The organism is Mycobacteroides franklinii (genome assembly GCF_001853795.1).
Lineage (GTDB): Bacteria > Actinomycetota > Actinomycetes > Mycobacteriales > Mycobacteriaceae > Mycobacterium > Mycobacterium franklinii.
The window spans coordinates 112,179-130,940 of record NZ_MLIK01000018.1 but is presented as its reverse complement, the minus strand read 5'-3'; the positions used below and the strand labels follow the sequence as shown (position 1 = coordinate 130,940).

Annotated in this window: 18 protein-coding genes; 5 read left to right on the top strand and 13 right to left on the bottom strand. The window is 66.3% G+C overall.

Translation table 11 applies throughout. From position 1 onward, the window contains the following. Positions 1-28 precede the first annotated feature (28 nt). The 3 genes from cobG to BKG76_RS07665 are packed head-to-tail and all read left to right on the top strand — an operon-like array spanning position 29 to position 3,291. Positions 29-1,180: a precorrin-3B synthase gene (cobG, locus tag BKG76_RS07675; protein WP_070937109.1), complete on the top strand. Its 1,152-nt coding sequence runs from the start codon at positions 29-31 to the stop codon at positions 1,178-1,180. A gap of 9 nt (positions 1,181-1,189) precedes the next feature. After that, the gene (locus BKG76_RS07670) at positions 1,190-1,816 is read left to right on the top strand and encodes a precorrin-8X methylmutase (RefSeq protein WP_070937108.1); all 627 of its coding nucleotides are present in this window, start codon (positions 1,190-1,192) and stop codon (positions 1,814-1,816) included. Beyond that, complete coding sequence (locus BKG76_RS07665; RefSeq protein ID WP_070937107.1) at positions 1,813-3,291, top strand: precorrin-2 C(20)-methyltransferase; 1,479 nt, start codon at positions 1,813-1,815, stop codon at positions 3,289-3,291. Before BKG76_RS07670 ends, BKG76_RS07665 begins: the two co-directional genes overlap by 4 nt. Here BKG76_RS07665 and BKG76_RS07660 read toward each other — a convergent pair. Genes BKG76_RS07660 through BKG76_RS07645 form a run of 4 tightly spaced genes read right to left on the bottom strand, consistent with a single transcriptional unit; the run spans position 3,263 to position 6,691 of the window. Next, positions 3,263-3,991, bottom strand: coding sequence for a cobalt-precorrin-6A reductase (locus BKG76_RS07660; protein WP_070937156.1), 729 nt, complete (start codon positions 3,989-3,991; stop codon positions 3,263-3,265). The genes BKG76_RS07665 and BKG76_RS07660 overlap by 29 nt on opposite strands. Positions 3,992-3,999: 8 nt before the next feature. Further along, positions 4,000-4,755 (bottom strand): precorrin-4 C(11)-methyltransferase, encoded by a 756-nt coding sequence (gene cobM, locus BKG76_RS07655; protein ID WP_070937106.1) that lies wholly within the window; start codon positions 4,753-4,755, stop codon positions 4,000-4,002. Further along, positions 4,752-6,005, bottom strand: coding sequence for a precorrin-6y C5,15-methyltransferase (decarboxylating) subunit CbiE (gene cbiE / locus BKG76_RS07650; protein ID WP_070937105.1), 1,254 nt, complete (start codon positions 6,003-6,005; stop codon positions 4,752-4,754). Before cbiE ends, cobM begins: the two co-directional genes overlap by 4 nt. After that, complete coding sequence (locus BKG76_RS07645) at positions 5,966-6,691, bottom strand: SDR family NAD(P)-dependent oxidoreductase (RefSeq protein WP_070937104.1); 726 nt, start codon at positions 6,689-6,691, stop codon at positions 5,966-5,968. Before BKG76_RS07645 ends, cbiE begins: the two co-directional genes overlap by 40 nt. Before the next feature lie 101 nt (positions 6,692-6,792). Between BKG76_RS07645 and BKG76_RS07640 the strand changes: the two genes are divergently transcribed. Then, the gene (locus BKG76_RS07640; RefSeq protein WP_070937103.1) at positions 6,793-7,218 is read left to right on the top strand and encodes a F420-dependent biliverdin reductase; all 426 of its coding nucleotides are present in this window, start codon (positions 6,793-6,795) and stop codon (positions 7,216-7,218) included. On the opposite strand, the gene BKG76_RS07635 is transcribed toward BKG76_RS07640, so the two are convergent. Continuing rightward, on the bottom strand, positions 7,215-8,342 hold the full coding sequence (locus tag BKG76_RS07635) for a M24 family metallopeptidase (RefSeq protein ID WP_070937154.1): 1,128 nt from the start codon (positions 8,340-8,342) through the stop codon (positions 7,215-7,217). The two genes, BKG76_RS07640 and BKG76_RS07635, sit on opposite strands and share 4 nt — an antisense overlap. A 60-nt stretch (positions 8,343-8,402) precedes the next feature. On the opposite strand from BKG76_RS07635, the gene BKG76_RS07630 reads away from it, so the two are divergent. Then, positions 8,403-9,341 carry a 5'-3' exonuclease gene (locus tag BKG76_RS07630; RefSeq protein WP_070937155.1) on the top strand — a complete coding sequence of 313 codons (939 nt, stop codon included), beginning with the start codon at positions 8,403-8,405 and terminating at the stop codon, positions 9,339-9,341. Between the two features lie 60 nt (positions 9,342-9,401). On the opposite strand, the gene BKG76_RS07625 is transcribed toward BKG76_RS07630, so the two are convergent. From BKG76_RS07625 to pafA, 8 genes are all read right to left on the bottom strand, one after another. Continuing rightward, positions 9,402-10,112, bottom strand: a complete 711-nt coding sequence (locus BKG76_RS07625) for a DUF4333 domain-containing protein (protein WP_070937102.1) — start codon at positions 10,110-10,112, stop codon at positions 9,402-9,404. A 90-nt stretch (positions 10,113-10,202) separates the two neighbouring features. Next, positions 10,203-12,935, bottom strand: coding sequence for a DEAD/DEAH box helicase (locus tag BKG76_RS07620; protein WP_070937101.1), 2,733 nt, complete (start codon positions 12,933-12,935; stop codon positions 10,203-10,205). Beyond that, complete coding sequence (tatC, locus tag BKG76_RS07615; protein ID WP_070937153.1) at positions 12,932-13,804, bottom strand: twin-arginine translocase subunit TatC; 873 nt, start codon at positions 13,802-13,804, stop codon at positions 12,932-12,934. The genes BKG76_RS07620 and tatC overlap by 4 nt, the downstream gene beginning before the upstream one ends. 114 nt (positions 13,805-13,918) lie before the next feature. Beyond that, positions 13,919-14,185: a Sec-independent protein translocase subunit TatA gene (gene tatA / locus BKG76_RS07610; RefSeq protein WP_206676566.1), complete on the bottom strand. Its 267-nt coding sequence runs from the start codon at positions 14,183-14,185 to the stop codon at positions 13,919-13,921. Positions 14,186-14,242: 57 nt separating this feature from the next. Continuing rightward, positions 14,243-15,199, bottom strand: a complete 957-nt coding sequence (locus BKG76_RS07605) for a helix-turn-helix transcriptional regulator (protein ID WP_070937099.1) — start codon at positions 15,197-15,199, stop codon at positions 14,243-14,245. Next, the gene (locus tag BKG76_RS07600) at positions 15,196-16,221 is read right to left on the bottom strand and encodes a helix-turn-helix transcriptional regulator (protein ID WP_070937098.1); all 1,026 of its coding nucleotides are present in this window, start codon (positions 16,219-16,221) and stop codon (positions 15,196-15,198) included. The genes BKG76_RS07605 and BKG76_RS07600 overlap by 4 nt, the downstream gene beginning before the upstream one ends. An 87-nt stretch (positions 16,222-16,308) precedes the next feature. Then, the gene (locus tag BKG76_RS07595; protein ID WP_070937152.1) at positions 16,309-17,196 is read right to left on the bottom strand and encodes a hypothetical protein; all 888 of its coding nucleotides are present in this window, start codon (positions 17,194-17,196) and stop codon (positions 16,309-16,311) included. Between the two features lie 135 nt (positions 17,197-17,331). Further along, positions 17,332-18,690, bottom strand: a complete 1,359-nt coding sequence (gene pafA, locus BKG76_RS07590; RefSeq protein WP_109420644.1) for a Pup--protein ligase — start codon at positions 18,688-18,690, stop codon at positions 17,332-17,334. Positions 18,691-18,762 lie beyond the last annotated feature (72 nt).

The following is an 18,762-nucleotide window of genomic DNA, read 5'->3' as shown; positions in this document are numbered from 1 at the left end:
ATTCGTACCGTAGTCCTACGGTGAGTAGGTGACCCGCTCCAGCCCAGACGACGCGTGCCCCGGTGCGTTGCGGTTGCACGAGGCGGCCGACGGGGCACTGGCGCGGATCCGGCTACCCGGTGGAATGCTGACGTCGGCGCAGCTGGCGGCGTTGGCGGAGGCAGCCGGTGAGTACGGCGCGCCGGTCTTGGAACTGACTTCTCGCGGCAACGTGCAGCTTCGATCCATCCGCGACGCGGACGCGGTGGGCGCGCTGCTGTCGCACGCCGATCTGCTGCCCTCGCCCAGCCATGAACGTGTCCGCAACATCGTGGCCTCGCCCTTGTCGGGGCGCGACGGCAACTTCGCTGACGTGCGGCCCCTGGTTGTACGGCTCGATCATGGGCTGATCTCATCTCCCGCGCTCGCCGATCTGCCGGGCCGCTTCTTGTTCAGCCTCGACGACGGGCGTGGAGACATGGCGACCATGGGTGCCGATATCGGTGTGCGCCACGAGCCCGCGGGGTGGCGGCTACTCATCGACGGACATCTCACGGAGGGCCTGCACGGCCCCGAAGCCGTTGTCGAGTGCATGCTTGCGGCCGCACATGCCTTCGTACGAATCCGCGGCAACGCATGGCGCGTTTCCGAGCTACCGGCCGGCGCCGAAACGCTCGCGGCGAGTCTGGGTCTCACGACGATTCCGGGGCCGGCAGCGTCACCGACCGCCCACTCGGGGCGCGCACCGGTCGGCTGGATCGAACAGGACCCCGAGGGCGACCTGGTCACGTTGGGTGCCGCCGTTCCGCTGGGGCAGCTACCAGCGAGAGTGGCCGCCCTGTTGGCGGCGGCGGAGAAACCCGTCGTCATCACCCCGTGGCGCTCTGTGCTGCTGTGCGATCTGCCCCACGAGGACGCCGATGCGGTGCTGCGGGTGCTGGCTCCCCTGGGCCTGATCTTCGATGAGCGCTCCCCGTGGCTCAATGCCAGTTCCTGCACCGGACTACCCGGGTGTGGGCGTTCGCGGACCGATGTGCACGCCGATGTGCGACTCGAGGTGGCCGAAGAGATCGCCAGCGGTATCCACTCGCCGGTACATCGGCATTGGGTTGGCTGCCCGCGGGCCTGCGGCGCCCCCAGCACCGGCCAAGTGCTGGTGGCGACCGAACTGGGTTATCGACCGCTGGACCGGCACCCGTAGGGTTAGCGCGTGCTGGACTACGTACGGGACGGAGCCGAGATCTATCGGCAGTCGTTCGCGACCATCAGGGCCGAGGCTGATTTGTCGGGGTTCCCCGACGACGTGGCGCGTGTGGTGGTCCGGCTCATTCACACCTGCGGACAGGTGGATCTGCCCGGCGAGATCGCCTTCACCCCCGATGTGGTGGCACGCACGCGAGCGGCGCTGGACTCAGGTGCCCCCATCCTGTGCGATTCCTCGATGGTCGCGGCGGGGATCACCCGCCTGCGCCTACCCGCCGACAACGAGGTGGTTTCCCTGGTCGCCGATCCGCGCGCCGCGGACCTGGCCCAGCGCACCGGAACCACCAGATCTGCTGCAGCCGTCGATCTTTGGGCCGACCGGCTGCCGGGTTCGGTGGCCGCCATCGGCAATGCCCCCACCGCGCTGTTTCGCATCCTCGAACTCGTCGACGAAGGGGTTGCTCCCCCGGTTGCCGTCCTCGGCGGTCCGGTCGGATTCGTGGGCTCGGCGCAGTCCAAGCAGGAGCTGATCGACCATCCGCGCGGGATGGACTACCTGCTGGTGCGGGGCCGGCGCGGCGGCAGTGCGATGGCCGCCGCCGCGGTGAATGCGATTGCGAGTGAACAAGAATGAGCAGAGGAACGCTGTGGGGTGTGGGCCTGGGGCCCGGTGACCCCGAGCTGGTAACCGTCAAGGCCGCGCGAGTCATCGGCGAGGCCGACGTGGTGGCGTTCCACAGCGCACGGCACGGCCGCAGCATCGCCCGCTCGATCGCGCAGCCGTATCTGCGTCCCGGTCAGATCGAGGAGCACCTCGTCTACCCCGTGACCACCGAAACCACCGACCATCCGGGCGGATACCGAGGCGCGATCAACGACTTCTACGAGGAGTCTGCGAATCGGATTGCCGCACATCTGGATTCCGGGCGGAACGTGGCATTGCTCGCCGAAGGCGACCCGCTGTTCTACAGCTCCTACATGCATATGCACCGTCGACTGACCGACAGATTCGATGCGGTGATCATCCCTGGCGTGACATCGGTCAGCGCCGCGTCCGCCGCGACAGGGACACCCTTGGTCGAGGGCGATGAGATTCTCACCATCATCCCCGGCACCCTGCCCGCCGAGGAGATCGCGCGCAGGCTCAGCGATTCGAACGCCGCGGTCATTATGAAACTGGGCCGTTCCTACGGCGCCGTGCGGCAAGCGCTGGACACCTCGGGACAGCTGGACCGCGCGTACTACGTGGAACGGGCCAGCACCTCGGGGCAACGGGTGCTTCCCGCAGCCGATGTGGACCCGTCCTCGGTCCCGTACTTCTCACTGGTCCTGGTCCCCGGGGCGCAGCCTGTCTCCGAGACCGAGCCCGACGGGATGGTGACCGTCCTCGGGCTGGGCCCCGGTCATCACGATTGGACTACCACCGAGGTGCGTCAGGAGCTGACGCGCGCCACCGACCTCATCGGCTACGGTCCGTATCTCGATCGAATCCCCGCCCGGGATGGCCAGATTCGGCACGCCAGTGACAACCGCGACGAGCCCGCTCGCGCCGAATTGGCGTTCAAGCTCGCGGCAGGTGGCCGGCGGGTCGCCGTCGTGTCGTCGGGAGACCCTGGCGTGTTCGCGATGGCCGCGGCCGTGCTGGAGGAGGCCAGAGCGTGGCCCGATGTCACGGTGCGGGTCCTTCCCGCCATGACGGCAGCCCAGGCCGTCGCCAGCCGGGTCGGCGCTCCCCTTGGACACGACTACGCCGTCATCTCCCTGTCGGATCGCCTCAAGCCGTGGGAGATCATCGAATCGCGTCTGCGCGCCGCCGCAGCGGCCGATCTGGTGCTGGCGGTGTACAACCCCGCATCGAAATCGCGGACCTGGCAGGTCGCGTCCATGCGCGAGATACTGCTGGAACACCGCGACCCGGCGACCCCGGTGGTGCTGGGACGCGACGTGGGCGGCTCGGGGGAATCCGTCCGGGTGACAACACTGGGCGAGCTCGACCCATCACAGGTGGACATGCGCACCCTGTTGATCATCGGGTCATCGCAGACGCAATGGCAGAACACCGATTCCGGTCCTCAGGTGTTCACGCCTCGGCGGTATCCCGCTCGGTAACCCACCGCTGCGCCTCGTCCACGGTCGATACCGTGGACACATTCTCCGGGAGGGCCGGCCGGTCGATCATGACGACGGGAATGCCCAGCGCTGCAGCGGCTTCCAGCTTTGCCGAGGTCATCGAGCCACCGCTGTTCTTGGTGACCAGAACCTCGATTTCGTACTGGCGCATGAGCTCGGTCTCATCCCCCAGCGTGTACGGCCCACGCGAGAGCAGCAGATGGTGCCGTTCGGGTAGCTCATCGGCAGACATCGGCTCCACCACGCGGATCAAAAACCAGGCATCCGAGAACAGGAACGCCCCGATACTGGACCGCCCCGAGGTCAAGAACACCCGCGAGAAACCCTGCGCGACCACCGCATCCTTGGCCTCGGCGGCCGAGGAAACGACGGTGGCATCTCCCGCCGGCCAAGGTGGACGCCGCAGGATCAGGTGCGGAATTCCCAATCTGTCGCATGCGGCCGCGGCGTTCTCGGTGATCGTCGCCGCGAACGGGTGGGTGGCATCGACAACTGCATCAATATTGTTGTCCAACAGCCATTTCCGCAGTCCTACCTCGCCACCGAAACCACCGATGCGCACTGCGCCTGCCGGAACCGCCGGGTTGCGCACGCGCCCAGCCAATGAGGTGGTCACGTCGCATCGGGGCGCGAGCAGCTCGGCCAGCTCACGGGCCTCCGCCGACCCCCCAAGGATCAAGATCTTCACTAGTGCGTCACCCCCCTGCGACGTCCTGCCGAATACAGGTAGCTGTCGGTAAACCCCTCTGCTGCAAGCGCCTTGCCCACAAAGATAACCGCGGTCTTGGTAATACCGGACGCCGTCATTTTTCCGGCGATATCGGCAAGGGTGCCACGCAGGATGATCTCGGACGGCCAGCTGGCGTAGGCCACCACCGCTACCGGGGTATCCGGCGGGTATCCCCCGGCGACGAGATCGGCCACGACGGTATCGATCTGAGCAGCCGCCAAGTGCAGCGCCAGGGTGGCCCCCGGGGCGGCCAGGGTCCGCAGATCCTCGCCCGCCGGCATCGCGGTGGATAACGTCGAGACGCGGGTGATCGTCACGGTCTGCGCGATGCCCGGAACGGTGAGCTCCGCGCCCAAGGCCGCGGCCGCCGCCGCGAAGGCCGGGACACCCGGCACAGTCTCATGGCCTATCCCCAGGGCATCGAGGCGACGACACTGTTCGGCGACCGCGCTGTACAGCGACGGATCACCGGAATGCAGCCTGGCGACATCCAATCCCTGTGCGTCGGCAACGGATATCTCCTCGATGATGGCATCCAACGTCAGTGGTCCGGTGTCGATAATGCGGGCGCCGGGCGGGCACGCCTCCAGTAGGTCACGTGGCATGATCGACCCCGCGTACAAACACACCGGGCACCGCTGCAAGACCCGCTGCCCACGCACCGTAATGAGGTCGGCGGCGCCCGGCCCGGCGCCGATGAAGTAGACGGTCATGGATGACCCGCTTGTGGGAAGACATCGGACATCGGCTTTTCCGCGTTCCATTGTGTGACAGGCAACCGGGATCTCCAGCTGGTGAATCCCCCGAGCGGGGCGGCGTCCTCGACACGATACCGGCGCAACTCTCCCCCGTGACGGGAATACCATTGCAACAAAAGCGCTTCGGACTCCGCCGTGACCGCGTTGACAACCAACCTGCCACCCGCGGGGAGGTGACTCCAACAGGCGTCGAGCAGACCGGGCTGAGTCACACCGCCGCCGAGAAAGATCGCGTCCGGCGCGGCGGCCTGTTCGAAACTCTGTGGAGCCGAGTCGAAGACCTCGATATCGGCGCCGAACCTCGTCGCGTTGGCGGCGATGGCTGCCCGCCGCACCGGCGCGATCTCGAAGGCCGAGGCGCGACAGCCGGCGCCACTGCGACACCATTCGATCGCGACGCTCCCCGACCCCGCGCCGACATCCCACAACCGCTGGCCCGGCCGCGGGGCCAGCGATGCCAACGTGACCGCCCGAATCTCACGCTTGGTGATCTGCCCATCGTGCTCAAACACATCCTCGGGCAGCCCGGCGACCAACGCCAGGGTGGCGACCTCCTCCGCCGGAACATATTCGACGGCAATTACATTCAGGGCATCGCCGGGTGAGTGATCCCAGTCGCGGGCAATACCGCCGAACGAACGCTCGGTGGCACCGCCCAGCTGCTCCCAGACCGTCAATTGCGAGGCGCCCAGCGCCGAGTCGGTCAGGCTACGTGCCAGCTCTCCCGGAGTATTGGCATTGCGACTCAGCACCACCGCGCGCCCGCCGTACCTACGGGCCGAGTCGACAGGGGCGTTCACCAGGCTGATGATCTCAACATCGTTCACCGCCCAACCCATTCGGGCGCAGGCCAACGACACGCTGGACACGTGCGGGAAAACACGCACCCGCCCCGCGCCGTACAGCCGGGTCAGTGTGGTGCCGATGCCGTGCAACATGGGGTCCCCGCTGGCAAGGACGTGGACATCACCGAGACCGTCGAACATGGTGGACAGCGCGGGCAGCAACGGCGAGGGCCACACCCGGCATTCGGCCGTCAGAGATTCTTCGGCCAGCAGCTCGAGCTGGCGCAGCGATCCGAAAATGACTGATGCGCGCTGCAATTCGCGGCGGGAACGCACCGACAGCCCGTCAACGCCGTCGGCCCCTATCCCGATCACGGTAATCACCGCGGCATCTTGCGCCATACAGATGACGGTACCCATCGCATCACGAAGGCGAGCGCACCCAACGCCCGCGGAATCCACACCGTGCGTTTTCCGCTGCGTAACGCCCGCACGGTCGCCTCCGCCACCTGGGGCGGCGTGCTCGACAAGGGCGCCGGTGACATGCCGGCCGACATCCGGCCGATCACGAAACCCGGCCGGGCGACCAGCAAGTGCACCCCAGAACCATGCAGCGCATCGGCCAGTCCACTCGCGAAGCCATCGAGTCCCGCCTTGGCCGACCCGTACACGTAGTTGGCGCGACGCACCCGCCATCCGGCGATCGACGAGAACACCACCAGCGCGCCATGGCCGGCACCGCGCATGCGTACCGCCAGGTCGGTCAACAACGCAATCTGCGCCACGTAGTCGATGTGCACGATCGCCGCGGCATGTTCGGCGTCGGTCTCCGCCCGCGCCTGGTCTCCCAACAGCCCGAAGGCGAGCACCGCTACATCGATCGCGCCGTGACGCTCGATGATCGCGGCCAGCACCGATTCATGGCTGTCGAGCCGACCGGCATCGAATTCCACGCAGTCGACACCGATAGCGCCCGCCGCCAGGACCCGCCGCTGCTCATCACTGAGGTCACCCGCCCGTCGCGCGGCCAGTACCACCGTCTTTCCCGGCGCCAGCCGAACGGCTACCTCGAGCCCGATTTCGCTGCGGCCGCCGAAAATCACCACGACGCCTGGTCTTCGCGCGGGGGGCTCATCCCCAAGCTGGCCGGAGTGTCGCACCGTGTCGGTCACGTCAGCGATTATGTCCTGCGCTAGCGTGAGAGTTGATGTCGAACACCCCTACGACCCGACTTACCGACGATGCGCTGGCGTTCCTCTCCGAGCGTCATCTCGCCATGCTCACCACGCTGCGGCAGGACAACAGCCCGCATGTGGTGGCCGTCGGCTTCACCTTTGACCCCGCAACCCACATCGCGCGGGTCATCACCACCGGCGGGTCACAGAAAGCCGTCAACGCCCAGCGCGGCGGCCTCGCGGTGCTGAGTCAGGTCGACGGAGCCCGCTGGCTCTCCCTGGAGGGCTCGGCCGTGGTTGTCACCGAGAAAGAGGCCGTGCGCGACGCCGAGCTGCGTTACGCGCAGCGCTACCGCACCCCCCGGGTGAATCCGAAGCGCGTGGTGATCGAGGTCAAGATCGAGCGGGTGTTGGGTTCCTCGGATCTGCTCAACCGCAGCGACACCGCTGCCGATTAGCCGCGAGACGGTACCACCGTCAGGCCGTGCGGCCGTGAATTCACCGATTCGCAACCGTTTTCGGTGACCACGACGATGTCTTCGATTCGCGCGCCCCACTGTCCCGGGAAGTACACGCCCGGCTCGATGCTGAACGCCATCCCGGGCTCCAGAACCAGGTCATTGCCCTCCACGATGTACGGCTCTTCGTGCACCGATAGCCCGATGCCGTGTCCGGTGCGATGCACGAACGCCTCGCCCATCCCGGCTTCGGTGAGAACCCGGCGCGCGGCGGCATCCACGGACTCGGCGGTCACGCCGGGACGGGCCGCTTGAACCGCTGCCTGCTGCGCCCGCTCGAGAATCGAAATCCGTTGCGCGACTTCGTGGTCGGGTTCACCGATGCTGTAGGTGCGGGTGCTGTCGGAGTTGTAGCCCGGCTCGTAGCTGCCGCCGATGTCGACCACCACGATGTCCCCGGCCTGTAGCTCACGGTCGGAGCATTCGTGATGCGGGTCGGCGCCGTGCGGGCCCGAACCGACGATGATGAAGGCCACCTCCGAATGGCCTTCGGCCACAATCGCTTCAGCGATATCGGCGGCCACCTGAGCCTCGGTGCGTCCCGGCACCAGCAGCTCGGGGACCAGGGCGTGTACCCGGTCGATGGCGGCCCCGGCCTTGCGCAGCGCATCGATCTCGGAGGCATCCTTGACCATGCGAAGCCGGCGCAGCACCCCGGTGGCCAACACCGGCACCGTTTGGATCAGTGCCGCCAGCGGCAGCAGATGCAGTGCAGGCATCGATTCGGTGACCGCGACCGTTCCCGCGGCTCCGAGCGCCGCCCGCACCAGCTCGTAGGGATTTTCGCCGTCGACCCAGTCACTGATGGGGATGTTGAGGTCGCCGATCGCTGAATCTTGTAGTGCGGCAAGCTCCATCCGGGGAGCGACCACGGTGGGGCGGCCCGAGGCGGGCACCACCAAGGCGGTGAGCCGCTCGAACGTCTGCGCGCGTGACCCGGTGAGATACCTCAGGTCGTATCCGGGTGTGATCACCAGGCCGGCCACCCCTGCCTTGGTGGCCTCCTGAGCGGCGCGCTGCAGACGGTTGGCGTAGACATCGGATTCGAAACGCTGGGCTGCCATACGGTCCAGGCTATCTGGCATAGGTTGAGAGCCGTGTCAGAAGACCTTTCGAGACCCGTTCTGCTACTCGATGGCGCCAGTCTGTGGTTCCGTTCCTACTTCGGGGTTCCCGATTCCATCAAGGCACCCGACGGCAGACCCGTCAACGCCGTCCGCGGATTCCTCGACACGATGTCACAGCTCATCACCCTGCATCAGCCCCATCGGCTTGCGGTGTGCCTCGACTTGGATTGGCGTCCCGCGTGGCGGGTGGCGGCGATTCCGTCGTACAAGGCGCACCGGGTGGTGGAAGAAGAGCCCGACGGTGTCGTGGACGTCGAAGAGGTACCCGATGAGCTCACACCCCAGGTCGACATGATCGCCGCCATGCTGGATGCGTTCGGTATCGCATCGGCCGGCGCACCCGGCTTCGAGGCCGACGACGTGCTGGGCACTTTGGCCGCGACCGAGCGCCACGACCCCGTCATCGTGGTCAGTGGCGATCGCGACCTGCTGCAGGTCGTCACCGACGACCCGGTGCGCGTCCGCGTCTTCTATATGGGACGGGGATTCGCCAAGGCCACATTGTTCGGCCCGACCGAGGTATCCGAGCAATACGGCGTGCCCGTGGACCGTGCCGGCGCGGCGTACGCGGAACTGGCCTTGCTGCGCGGCGACCCGTCCGACGGTCTGCCCGGTGTCGCCGGTGTGGGCGAGAAGACCGCAGCCAAACTCCTCGCCGAGTACGGGTCCCTGACCGGTATTCTCGCCGCGGCCGACGACCCGAAATCGGGGCTGGCCAAGGCGGTTCGCGCCAAGCTGCAGGCGGCAACCGACTACATTGGCGCCGCCGAGCCGGTGGTGCGGGTGGCGGTGGATGCGCCGGTGACCCTCGACCGCGACAGTGACGCGCTGCCGCTGATCGCGCGCGATCCGCAGCGGGTCGCCGAGTTGGGTGCCGAACTGGGTATCGGGTCGGCAATCATCCGCCTGCAGAAGGCGCTCGACGGGCTGACCTAGAGACAACAAAAAACGCCGAGTGTGCAGATTGGCACACTCGGCGTTTTTGCGAGAGCCGATTTACTTGGGGCGGCCTACCTCGTAGGTGCCCTTGTCGTTCTGGAACGTCACGGTGACCTGACGCTTGGTGCCGTCGATGCTGACGTCGCAGGTGAAGGTGCCGCCCTTCTTCACCTCAGGGTTATTGCCGTCATTGCACTTGACGTCCTTGACGTTCTTGGCGCCGTACCCATTGGTCTCGTCGGTCAGAACCTTCGTCACGCCGTCTTGCGCCTTGGCGACATCCAGGGTCGTGGTCATGGCCCATCCGGGAATCAGGAACGCGGTGACCAGCACGACGATCAGGATCACCGCGGCCGCGACAATGCCGCCGATGATCGCGATGGTCTTGGTGGACCGCTGCGGCTTACCGGCACCGAACTGCGGGAACGGCTGTCCCTGCTGCTGTCCGTACTGGCCCGGGTATGCACCCTGCTGTCCGTACTGTCCCTGTTGGCCGTAGGCACCGGGCTGCCCGAACTGACTCGGCTCGCCGAATCCCTGCTGACCGGGCTGCTGGCCGAACTGGCTCGGATCCCCAAAACCGCCGCCGGGGAAACCCGGCTGCTGGTACTGCGGATACTGCTGTCCCTGACCGTAGGCCGGCTGCTGCCAGCCCTGCTCACCCTGCTGCGCCGGATCTGAGGATTGCGGTGTCTGCCAGGGCTCTTGGCCTTGCCCAGGTTGCGGCGCCCACTGTCCGCCGGGTTCCGTTCCCTGTGGACCGCTCATCGTTCCTCCCGTGTCGCGACCTTGTTACTTACCGGTGTGTGTTACCGATGTGAAAGCGTGCTGACGCTCCACCTTAGCGTTTGCTCGACCTTATGTGCCATCAACGGCAACGACGCCACGCCGCACGTCGCCGACCGCGGCCTTCGCTGCTGAACGCACATCAGCGTCCGGCGCTGCCTTGTGAATCTGGTCCAGTAGATCCACCACTTGCCGGCACCAGCGTACGAAATCGCCCGCCGGCAGCGCGGTACCTGTGTCGCCGGCAGCCTCCAGCGACGCCGCCAGATCTCCCGTGGTCGCCCACCGGTAGACCGCCGCCACGAAGCCCTCGTCGATCTCGCGTGTGGGGGCGAGATGGTGCTGCTGTTCGTCGCGGCGCAGCCGTGCCAGCGCCCGATGGGTCTCGGCGAGAGCCCCGCGCAACGCGGCCGTCGGCGCCTCTCCGGTCACCGAAACCGTGTCGCCGCGTGACTCGTACAAAACCGCCGATGCCACCGCCGCCAGCTCCGCCGGCTTCAGCCCCGCCCACATTCCGCGCCGCAGACACTCGGCCACCAGCAGGTCGCTCTCGCTGTAAATGCGGGCCAACAACATGCCGTCCTCGGTGACCTTCATGCCGAGCTCGGAACTGTCCTCGACATAGCCGCGTTCGGTGAGCAACGCGAGAATGCGGTCGAAGGTCCGCGCCAGCGAATTGGTCGCGGCCGCCACCTTCTTCTGCAATTGGGCGTTATCGCGTTCGATGCGCAGATAGCGCTCGCCGACACGCGCCAATTCCTCGCGCTTGGGAGCGTGATGCACTGAGTGTTCCCGAATTTCGCGCCGCAGCCGTTCCACATCGGCGTCGGCGTCTCCATGAGAACCATCCGCGCGCCGCTTACCCGACGCCGGCCTGCGGACCCGACCCTCATCGAGTGCCGATCGCAAAGCCGATGCCACATCACGGCGCACCTTGGGCTGACGATGTTCGACACGCTTGGGCAGCGTGATGGATCCGAGCGGTTCCGCACTTCCCGAATAGTCCGCCGAGGAAATCCTTCCGGCCCAGCGATGTTCGGTCAGCACCAACGGACGCGGATCATCGTCGTCGTTGGCGGGCTCCAGCACCACGGCCACACCGTTGCGCCGACCATGCGGGATCGCGATGACGTCGCCACGCTTGAGGGCGGCGAGGGCATCGTTGGCGGCCCCGCGACGCTCGAGTCGGGAGGCACGTGCGGCGGCACGCTCACGTTCGGCGAGGCTGGCACGCAGCCGGACATACTGCAGGACCGAACCATCATGTCCGTCAAGCTCGGCCGCGATCTCATCGAGCATCTTCTGACCGCGCTCGATGCCGCGCACCAGGCCCACCACGGAGCGATCGGCTTGGTATTGCGCGAAAGATCGCTCCAGCAGTTCACGTGCCGGGTCCGGCCCCATGCGGTGCACCAGATTGATCGTCATGTTGTACGACGGCGCAAAGGAACTGCGCAGCGGGAAGGTACGCGTGGACGCCAGACCGGCGATCTCACTGGGTTCCACATCGGGCGTCCACAGCACGACGGCATGTCCCTCGACGTCGATACCGCGGCGGCCCGCCCGTCCCGTCAGCTGGGTGTACTCCCCCGGAGTCAACGCGGCATGCTGCTCCCCGTTGAACTTGACCAACCGCTCCAGGACCACCGTGCGGGCAGGCATGTTGATTCCCAATGCCAGTGTCTCGGTGGCGAATACCGCCTTCACCAGTCCCTTGGTGAACAACTCCTCAACGGTTTGCCGGAACACCGGCAGCATGCCCGCGTGGTGTGCGGCGATGCCGCGCAGCAGCCCCTCCCGCCACTGCCAGTACCCGAGCACGTCCAGATCGCCCTCGGGCAGACCCTCGGTGCGGCGGTCGATGATGGCGACGATCTCGCGCCGCTCTTCTTCGGTGGTAAGCCGCAACCGGGACCGAAGGCATTGCGCCACAGCGCCATCGCATCCGGCCCGCGAGAAGATGAAGGTGATCGCCGGGAGCAGGCCATCCTCGTCGAGCCGCGTGATGACCTCGGGCCGCGACGGCGGACGGTAGAGGGTGGGCGGACGCCCACCGCGATCCTGTGGCCCCCGCCGGCGTGGGCGGTCGAAGTCGGCGAAGCGATCGGCCTGGCGACGCTGGGCGATGTAGCGCGTGAGCTCCGGATCGACGTCGGTTTTCTTGCCGTCGTAATCGAACAGGTCGAACAGCCGCCGCCCGACGATGACGTGCTGCCACAACGGAACCGGTCTGGTTTCGTCGACCACCACGGTGGTGTCCCCGCGGACCGTCTTGATCCAGCCGCCGAATTCCTCGGCGTTGCTCACCGTTGCGGACAGGCTGGCGAGCGCGACCTCCTCGGGCAGATGCAGGATCACTTCCTCCCACACCGCACCGCGGAACCGATCGGCCAGGAAGTGCACCTCGTCCATCACCACATAGGAAAGGCCTTGCAGTGCGGGTGAATCCGCGTAGAGCATGTTGCGCAGCACCTCGGTGGTCATCACCACCACCGGAGCGTCGGAGTTGATCGACGAGTCTCCGGTGAGCAGGCCGACCTTGTCCGGTCCGTACACCGACACCAGGTCGTTGTGCTTCTGGTTGCTCAGCGCCTTGATGGGCGTCGTGTAGAAGCATTTGCGCCCGGCGGCCAGGGCCAGGTGCACCGCGAATTCTCCGACGATGGTTTTGCCCGCGCCGGTGGGTGCGCAGACCAGCACGCCGTGACCATTCTCCAGCGCGGTACAGGCGCGCACCTGGAACGGATCGAGAGCAAAACTCAGCCCCTGGGAGAACGCACTAAGTTCGGTTCCGATGCTGGTCACTTGCCCATGTTGTCAAACCGCTCGGGGGGACCGATCGGTTCGGGCGCGGCGATGACCTCGGGCGCGTCCAACGCGGAGGCCTCGTCATCGCTGAGCTGCTGCGCAGCCTCCCGCTTGGCCTTCCGCCTGTCGTGCACCCGGGATACCTGAATAGAGAATTCCAGTAGCAGTGTCAGCGCGAGCCCCAGTGCCGTCATCGAGAACGGGTCGGACCCCGGTGTCGCGAAGGCCGCGAAGACGAACAAACCGAAGATCATGCCGCGGCGCCAGTTCTTGAGCTTGGCGTAGGACACGATCCCGACGAAGTTCAGCATCACGAGCAGCAGCGGAAACTCGAAACTGACACCGAATACCAGCAACAGGTTGATCAGGAAGCTGAAGTACTCGTCACCCTTGAGTCCGGTGACCTGAACATCACTGCCCACCGTCAGCAGGAAGTGCAGCGCCTTGGCCAGCACCAGGTAGGCCAACAGCGCCCCGGCGATGAACAGCACCGCGGCCGCGGTCACGAAGATGACCGCGAACTTGCGTTCGTTGCGATACAGACCCGGGGTGATGAACCGCCAGATCTGGTACAGCCACACCGGGCAGGCCAGCACCACGCCGGCGGTCAGTCCGACCTTGAGGCGCAGCATGAACTGCTCAAAGGGTGCCGTGGCCAAAAGTCGGCAGGCGCCGTCCGCACTGAGATTGGCGCGGGCACTGGCCGGCAGTGAGCAATATGGTTCGCGCAGCCACTCGCCGAGACTCTCGACGCCGAACATGGCGTGCTCATACCAGACAAACCCGATGATCGTGGTGAGCAGCACTGCCGCTACCGAGATCAGCAGACGCGTGCGCAGTTCCTGCAGATGCTCGACGAGCGACATGGTGCCGTCGGCATTCTTGGGTTGGCGAGGACGTCCAGGCAGCCGAAGAGCACCCAGAACCTTATTCATCAACGTATGACCTGTCCGGCCGGCCTGTTCCGCGTCGAGACGCGGCTAGGCAGTGGGCTTGTGACCGGGAGTCGACTCGATGGGCGGTGCTTCCACCGCGACAGCGGGAGGCACTTGCTGCTGCTCCACGGCTTGTGGGGCTTCGGACGCCCGTGCGGTGTTTCCTTCGTTCTGCAGTTCCTTGACTTCCGATTTGAAGATCCGCAGCGACTTACCCAGCGAACGCGCAAGGTCTGGCAGCTTCTTGGCTCCGAAGAGCAGCGCGAATACGACGATAACGATTACCCAGTGCATGGGTTGTAGACCGCCCAATGTGGTCACCTCCAGACGTCGTGTATGCCCTGAATGCTACCCCAGGACCCGTGACGGTCAGCTGGCCTGATACGCCGCCAGCGCCGTCGCCGCGTCAGCGCGCACCCTCCGCGCCAACGACTCCGGTGCCAGCACGCGGATTGCCGATCCGAAACCGAGGATCAATCGGGCCATCCAGTCCTCGGAGGCGTAGGTCATGGCGGCCTCCACCGATCCGTCGGCATGCTGAGCCCCGGTCGGGCGCATCGGGAAGTAGTCGAAAACCCAGGACGCGCTCGGACCGACGATCACCGTCGCCGCCGGGAGCGAGGGATCTGCCTCGAACAGACCGGTGTCGGTGGCGGTCTGAACCGCGGGCGCCGGCGGCGCCGCGCGCTGGTCGAGAACCTCTGCCTGTTCGATCCGGTCGAACCGGAACAACCGCACACCCTCGGACGCCCGGCACCACGCCTCCAGGTAGCTGTGGTCCCCCACCACCGCGATACGAATGGGGTCGACGATGCGCTCCGACAACGCATCTCGCGATGCCGAGTAGTACTCGATGCGCAGCGCCTGCCTCTTACGGACCGCCGAGCGCACCGCGGTCACCGCCTCGGACTCGGCGGTGGCGGGAAGCTGCGCGGGTGCGCCGTCGGTGGGGGCCGCACCCACGGCGTCCTCGATCTTGGCGATCGCGCTGCGCGCGGCCTCCGGGTCGACGGTGCCGGGCATGTCCAGCAGTGCGCGCAGCGCGACCAGCAGTGCCGTCGCCTCGGGTGAGGTGAGGCGCAGCGGACGGTCGATACCCGCGGAGAAAGTGACCTCGATGCTTTCCTCGGAGAAGGAGAGATCGATCAGGTCGCCGGGCCCATACCCGGGAAGACCACACATCCACAGCTGGTTCAGATCGGCCATCAGCTGTTTGGTGGTCACCCCCAGGTCAGCGGCGGCCTCCGCGGCACTGATACCGGCGTTGGCCTGGAAATACGGGACCATATTCAGCAGCCGGGTCAGCCGGTTCGACAACTCGGTCATGCCGTCACCCCATTGGATCCTCTTCGCACAAGCGGCTCATCCGCCGCGTGCTCCTGCAGACGAGCGATGACCTCGTCACGTACCTGTACGGGTTCCAGCGCCACCGCGTCGGCGCCGTGGGAGGCAATCGAGCGGACCAGCCGGTCCGGTGAGGCAACCTCGATCTCGACGATGTCCCCGTCGCGTTCCCCTAGACGCCGCGATTCGACAACGGCACCCATCCGGCGCAGCTCCTGGGCGCGCCCTTCGGCGATCCACACCCGTGCGGTGATCCGCACCGGCCCGTCGCCGACGGCCCTGGCCACGATGGCACGCAGGTCGGCATCGTCGGGACGACGCACCGTCCCGGGTTTATCGAGCTTCGTCACGTCGTCCCCGATGCGGGACAGCCGAAAGGTGCGGGTGGCGTCGCGGTCCCGATCGTGTCCGACGAGATACCAGCGGCCACGATCGGTGACCACGCCCCATGGCTCGACGGTGCGCGTGACATACGGCTCGGTACGCGAAGGCCGGTGCCCGAACTGCACCGCCTGACCGGAATCGATGGCGGACAGCAGAATTCGCAGCACAGATTCCGATCCGCGCCCACCCGGCATGGCGGCCGGCGCTGCCACCGAAACGTTCTCGGCGGCCGGGTCGACGTCCACACCGGCGGCGCGCAGTTTCATCAGCGCGCCCTGCGCTGCGGTGACCAGCTCGGGTGACTGCCACAGCTGGGTGGCCACTGCCACGGCCGCGGACTCATCTGCGGTGAGGGTGATGTCGGGCAGCCCGTAGGCGTCGCGACGGATGCGGTAGCCCTCGGTGGCGTCGAAGGAGGACACCTTTCCCGTCTCCAGCGGGATGCCCAGGTCACGCAGCTCGTTCTTATCGCGCTCGAACATCCGACTGAAGGCCTCGTCGCTCGGCGAGTCCGAGTAACCGGCCACCGACGTGCGGATTCGTTCGGCGGTGACGTAGGTGCGGGTGGACAGCAGGCAGATCACCAGGTTCATCAACCGCTCGACTTTGGAGATCGCCACGGCGGAAAGCTTAGAGGACGGTGGGGTGTTTCCTGCCAGCACTTTAGGGGGTGTTGCGAAAGTTTGTTCGATGCTTCGAGATCTGCGTTATGCGGCGAAAGGCCGCGTGGGTCGCCGCATTTTGTCGATCTCGATTTGGCAGCCCCGGCTGCGCAGCGCCGCCGCCACCCGCGCGATCCACGCGTCGGGCGGTTCCTCGGCGATCACGCGGATGACAATCCAGCCGCGCTCCTCGAGCATTCGTAGCCGCGCCAGGTCCCTGACGTATTGGCGGCGATCCTTGCGGTGGCGGTCGCCGTCGTATTCGACGGCCACGTGATACCGCGGCCAGCCAATGTCCAGGAACGCGATGGGCGTGTATCCGTCGAGCACCGGAACCTGGGTCTGGGCGCGAGGCAGCCCAGCATCGTGCAACTGGAGACGGATCAGGCTCTCCCGGGGTGATTGGGCGCCAGCGTCGATCAATGGCAGCAGTTCTCGCAGCTGCCGCATGCCGCGCACCTTCGGATAGCGCTCGGCGAGCACTATCACGGCGTCACACGCGAAGTCTTGGTTTCGCATCAGCGCATCCAGGCACCCGAGGGCACGGGCACGAGGCTGGTAGCGGCCCAGGTCGAAGGCGGTGCGCACCCGGTTCGTCACCGGCAGCCCCGATATCCAGGTGATCTCGTCGGCGTCGACGCGCTCATTCCTGGTGATCAATCCGTCCTGCGGCCGCGATGTCACACCGACCAATTCGATGGACACATCGTGATCGACCCAGCCGACGCCGTGCAGGGCGGAGGCCGCCAATCCTGCGATCGCGCTCCTTCGTCCGGTCGCCAGCCATGCCGCCACAGTCCGGTCCCGCAGGGTCATCTCCGCAGATTTTGGAAGGTAGACACCGCGAAAAATGGGCCGGTAATAGCGCCGGAGCTCGTGGCGGCTGGGCCGACCTGTCGACACCGCCTCGCTACCGATGAACACCTCAGCCATGCGTGTCAGCCATGCGTGCATGCTGCACGCCCCCACCGACACCCATCGAGATCGACGTTTTGCCGCGAAAGTACGAGTAGACGCCGACAAAAAGCGGATCTCGACGAATGCGGAAGCACCGCGGGAAAGCGGCCGCTACATGCTGGCGATGAGGCGTTCCACCCGCTCGTCGACGGACCGGAACGGGTCCTTACACAGCACCGTGCGCTGCGCCTGGTCGTTGAGCTTGAGGTGCACCCAGTCGACCGTGAAATCACGGCCGGCCTCCTGGGCCGCGGTGATGAAGTCACCACGCAGCTTGGCGCGAGTGGTCTGCGGGGGCTGGTCGACGGCGGCCTTGATCTCCTCGTCGGTGGTGACCCGGGCAGCCAGACCCTTGCGCTGCAGCAGATCGAACACACCCCGGCCGCGCTTGATGTCGTGATAGGCCAAGTCCAGTTGGGCGATCTTCGGGTCGGACAGCTCCATGTTGTAGCGGTCCTGGTAGCGCTGGAACAGCTTGCGCTTGATCACCCAGTCGATCTCGGTGTCCACCTTCGAGAAATCTTGGCTCTCAACGGCATCGAGCGTGCGGCCCCATAGCTCGACGACCTGCTCGACCTGTTCGTTGGGTTCGCGGGTGTTCAGGTGCTCGACGGCGCGCGCGTGGTACTCGCGCTGAATGTCCAGCGCGCTGGCCTGACGGCCCCCGGCAAGCCGGACGGGACGACGTCCGGTGAGGTCGTGGCTGACCTCGCGGATCGCCCTGATCGGGTTGTCCAAGGAGAAGTCACGGAACGCGACGCCGCTTTCGATCATCTCCAGCACCAGCGCCGCGGTGCCCACCTTGAGCATGGTGGTTGCCTCGGACATGTTGGAGTCGCCGACGATGACGTGCAGGCGCCGGTACTTCTCGGCATCGGCATGCGGTTCGTCGCGGGTGTTGATGATGGGACGGCTGCGGGTGGTTGCCGAGGAGACACCCTCCCAAATATGTTCGGCGCGTTGCGATAAGCAGAAGGTCGCAGCTTTGGGGGTTTGCAACACTTTGCCCGCGCCACAGATCAGCTGGCGGGTGACCAGGAACGGCAGCAGCACATCGGAGATCCGGGAGAACTCCCCCGCCCGCACGATGAGGTAGTTCTCGTGGCAGCCGTACGAGTTGCCGGCGGAGTCGGTGTTGTTCTTGAACAGATAGATGTCGCCGCCAATGCCCTCGTCGGACAGGCGCTGCTCGGCATCGATGAGCAGGTCCTCCAGGACGCGCTCGCCGGCGCGGTCGTGGGTGACCAGCTGCACCAGACTGTCGCATTCGGCGGTGGCGTACTCCGGATGGCTGCCCACGTCGAGGTAGAGCCGGGCGCCGTTACGCAGGAAGACGTTGGAACTGCGGCCCCAGGACACCACGCGGCGGAACAGGTAACGCGCGACCTCATCCGGGCTCAGTCGTCGGTGGCCATGGAATGTGCACGTAACGCCGAACTCCGTCTCGATACCCATAATTCGACGTTGCACAGCATCGAGCCTACTTGGTGAGGCCACCGGCAGCGGGGAGGCTGGGCATTCTCGACACCTTCTGTCTGGGTA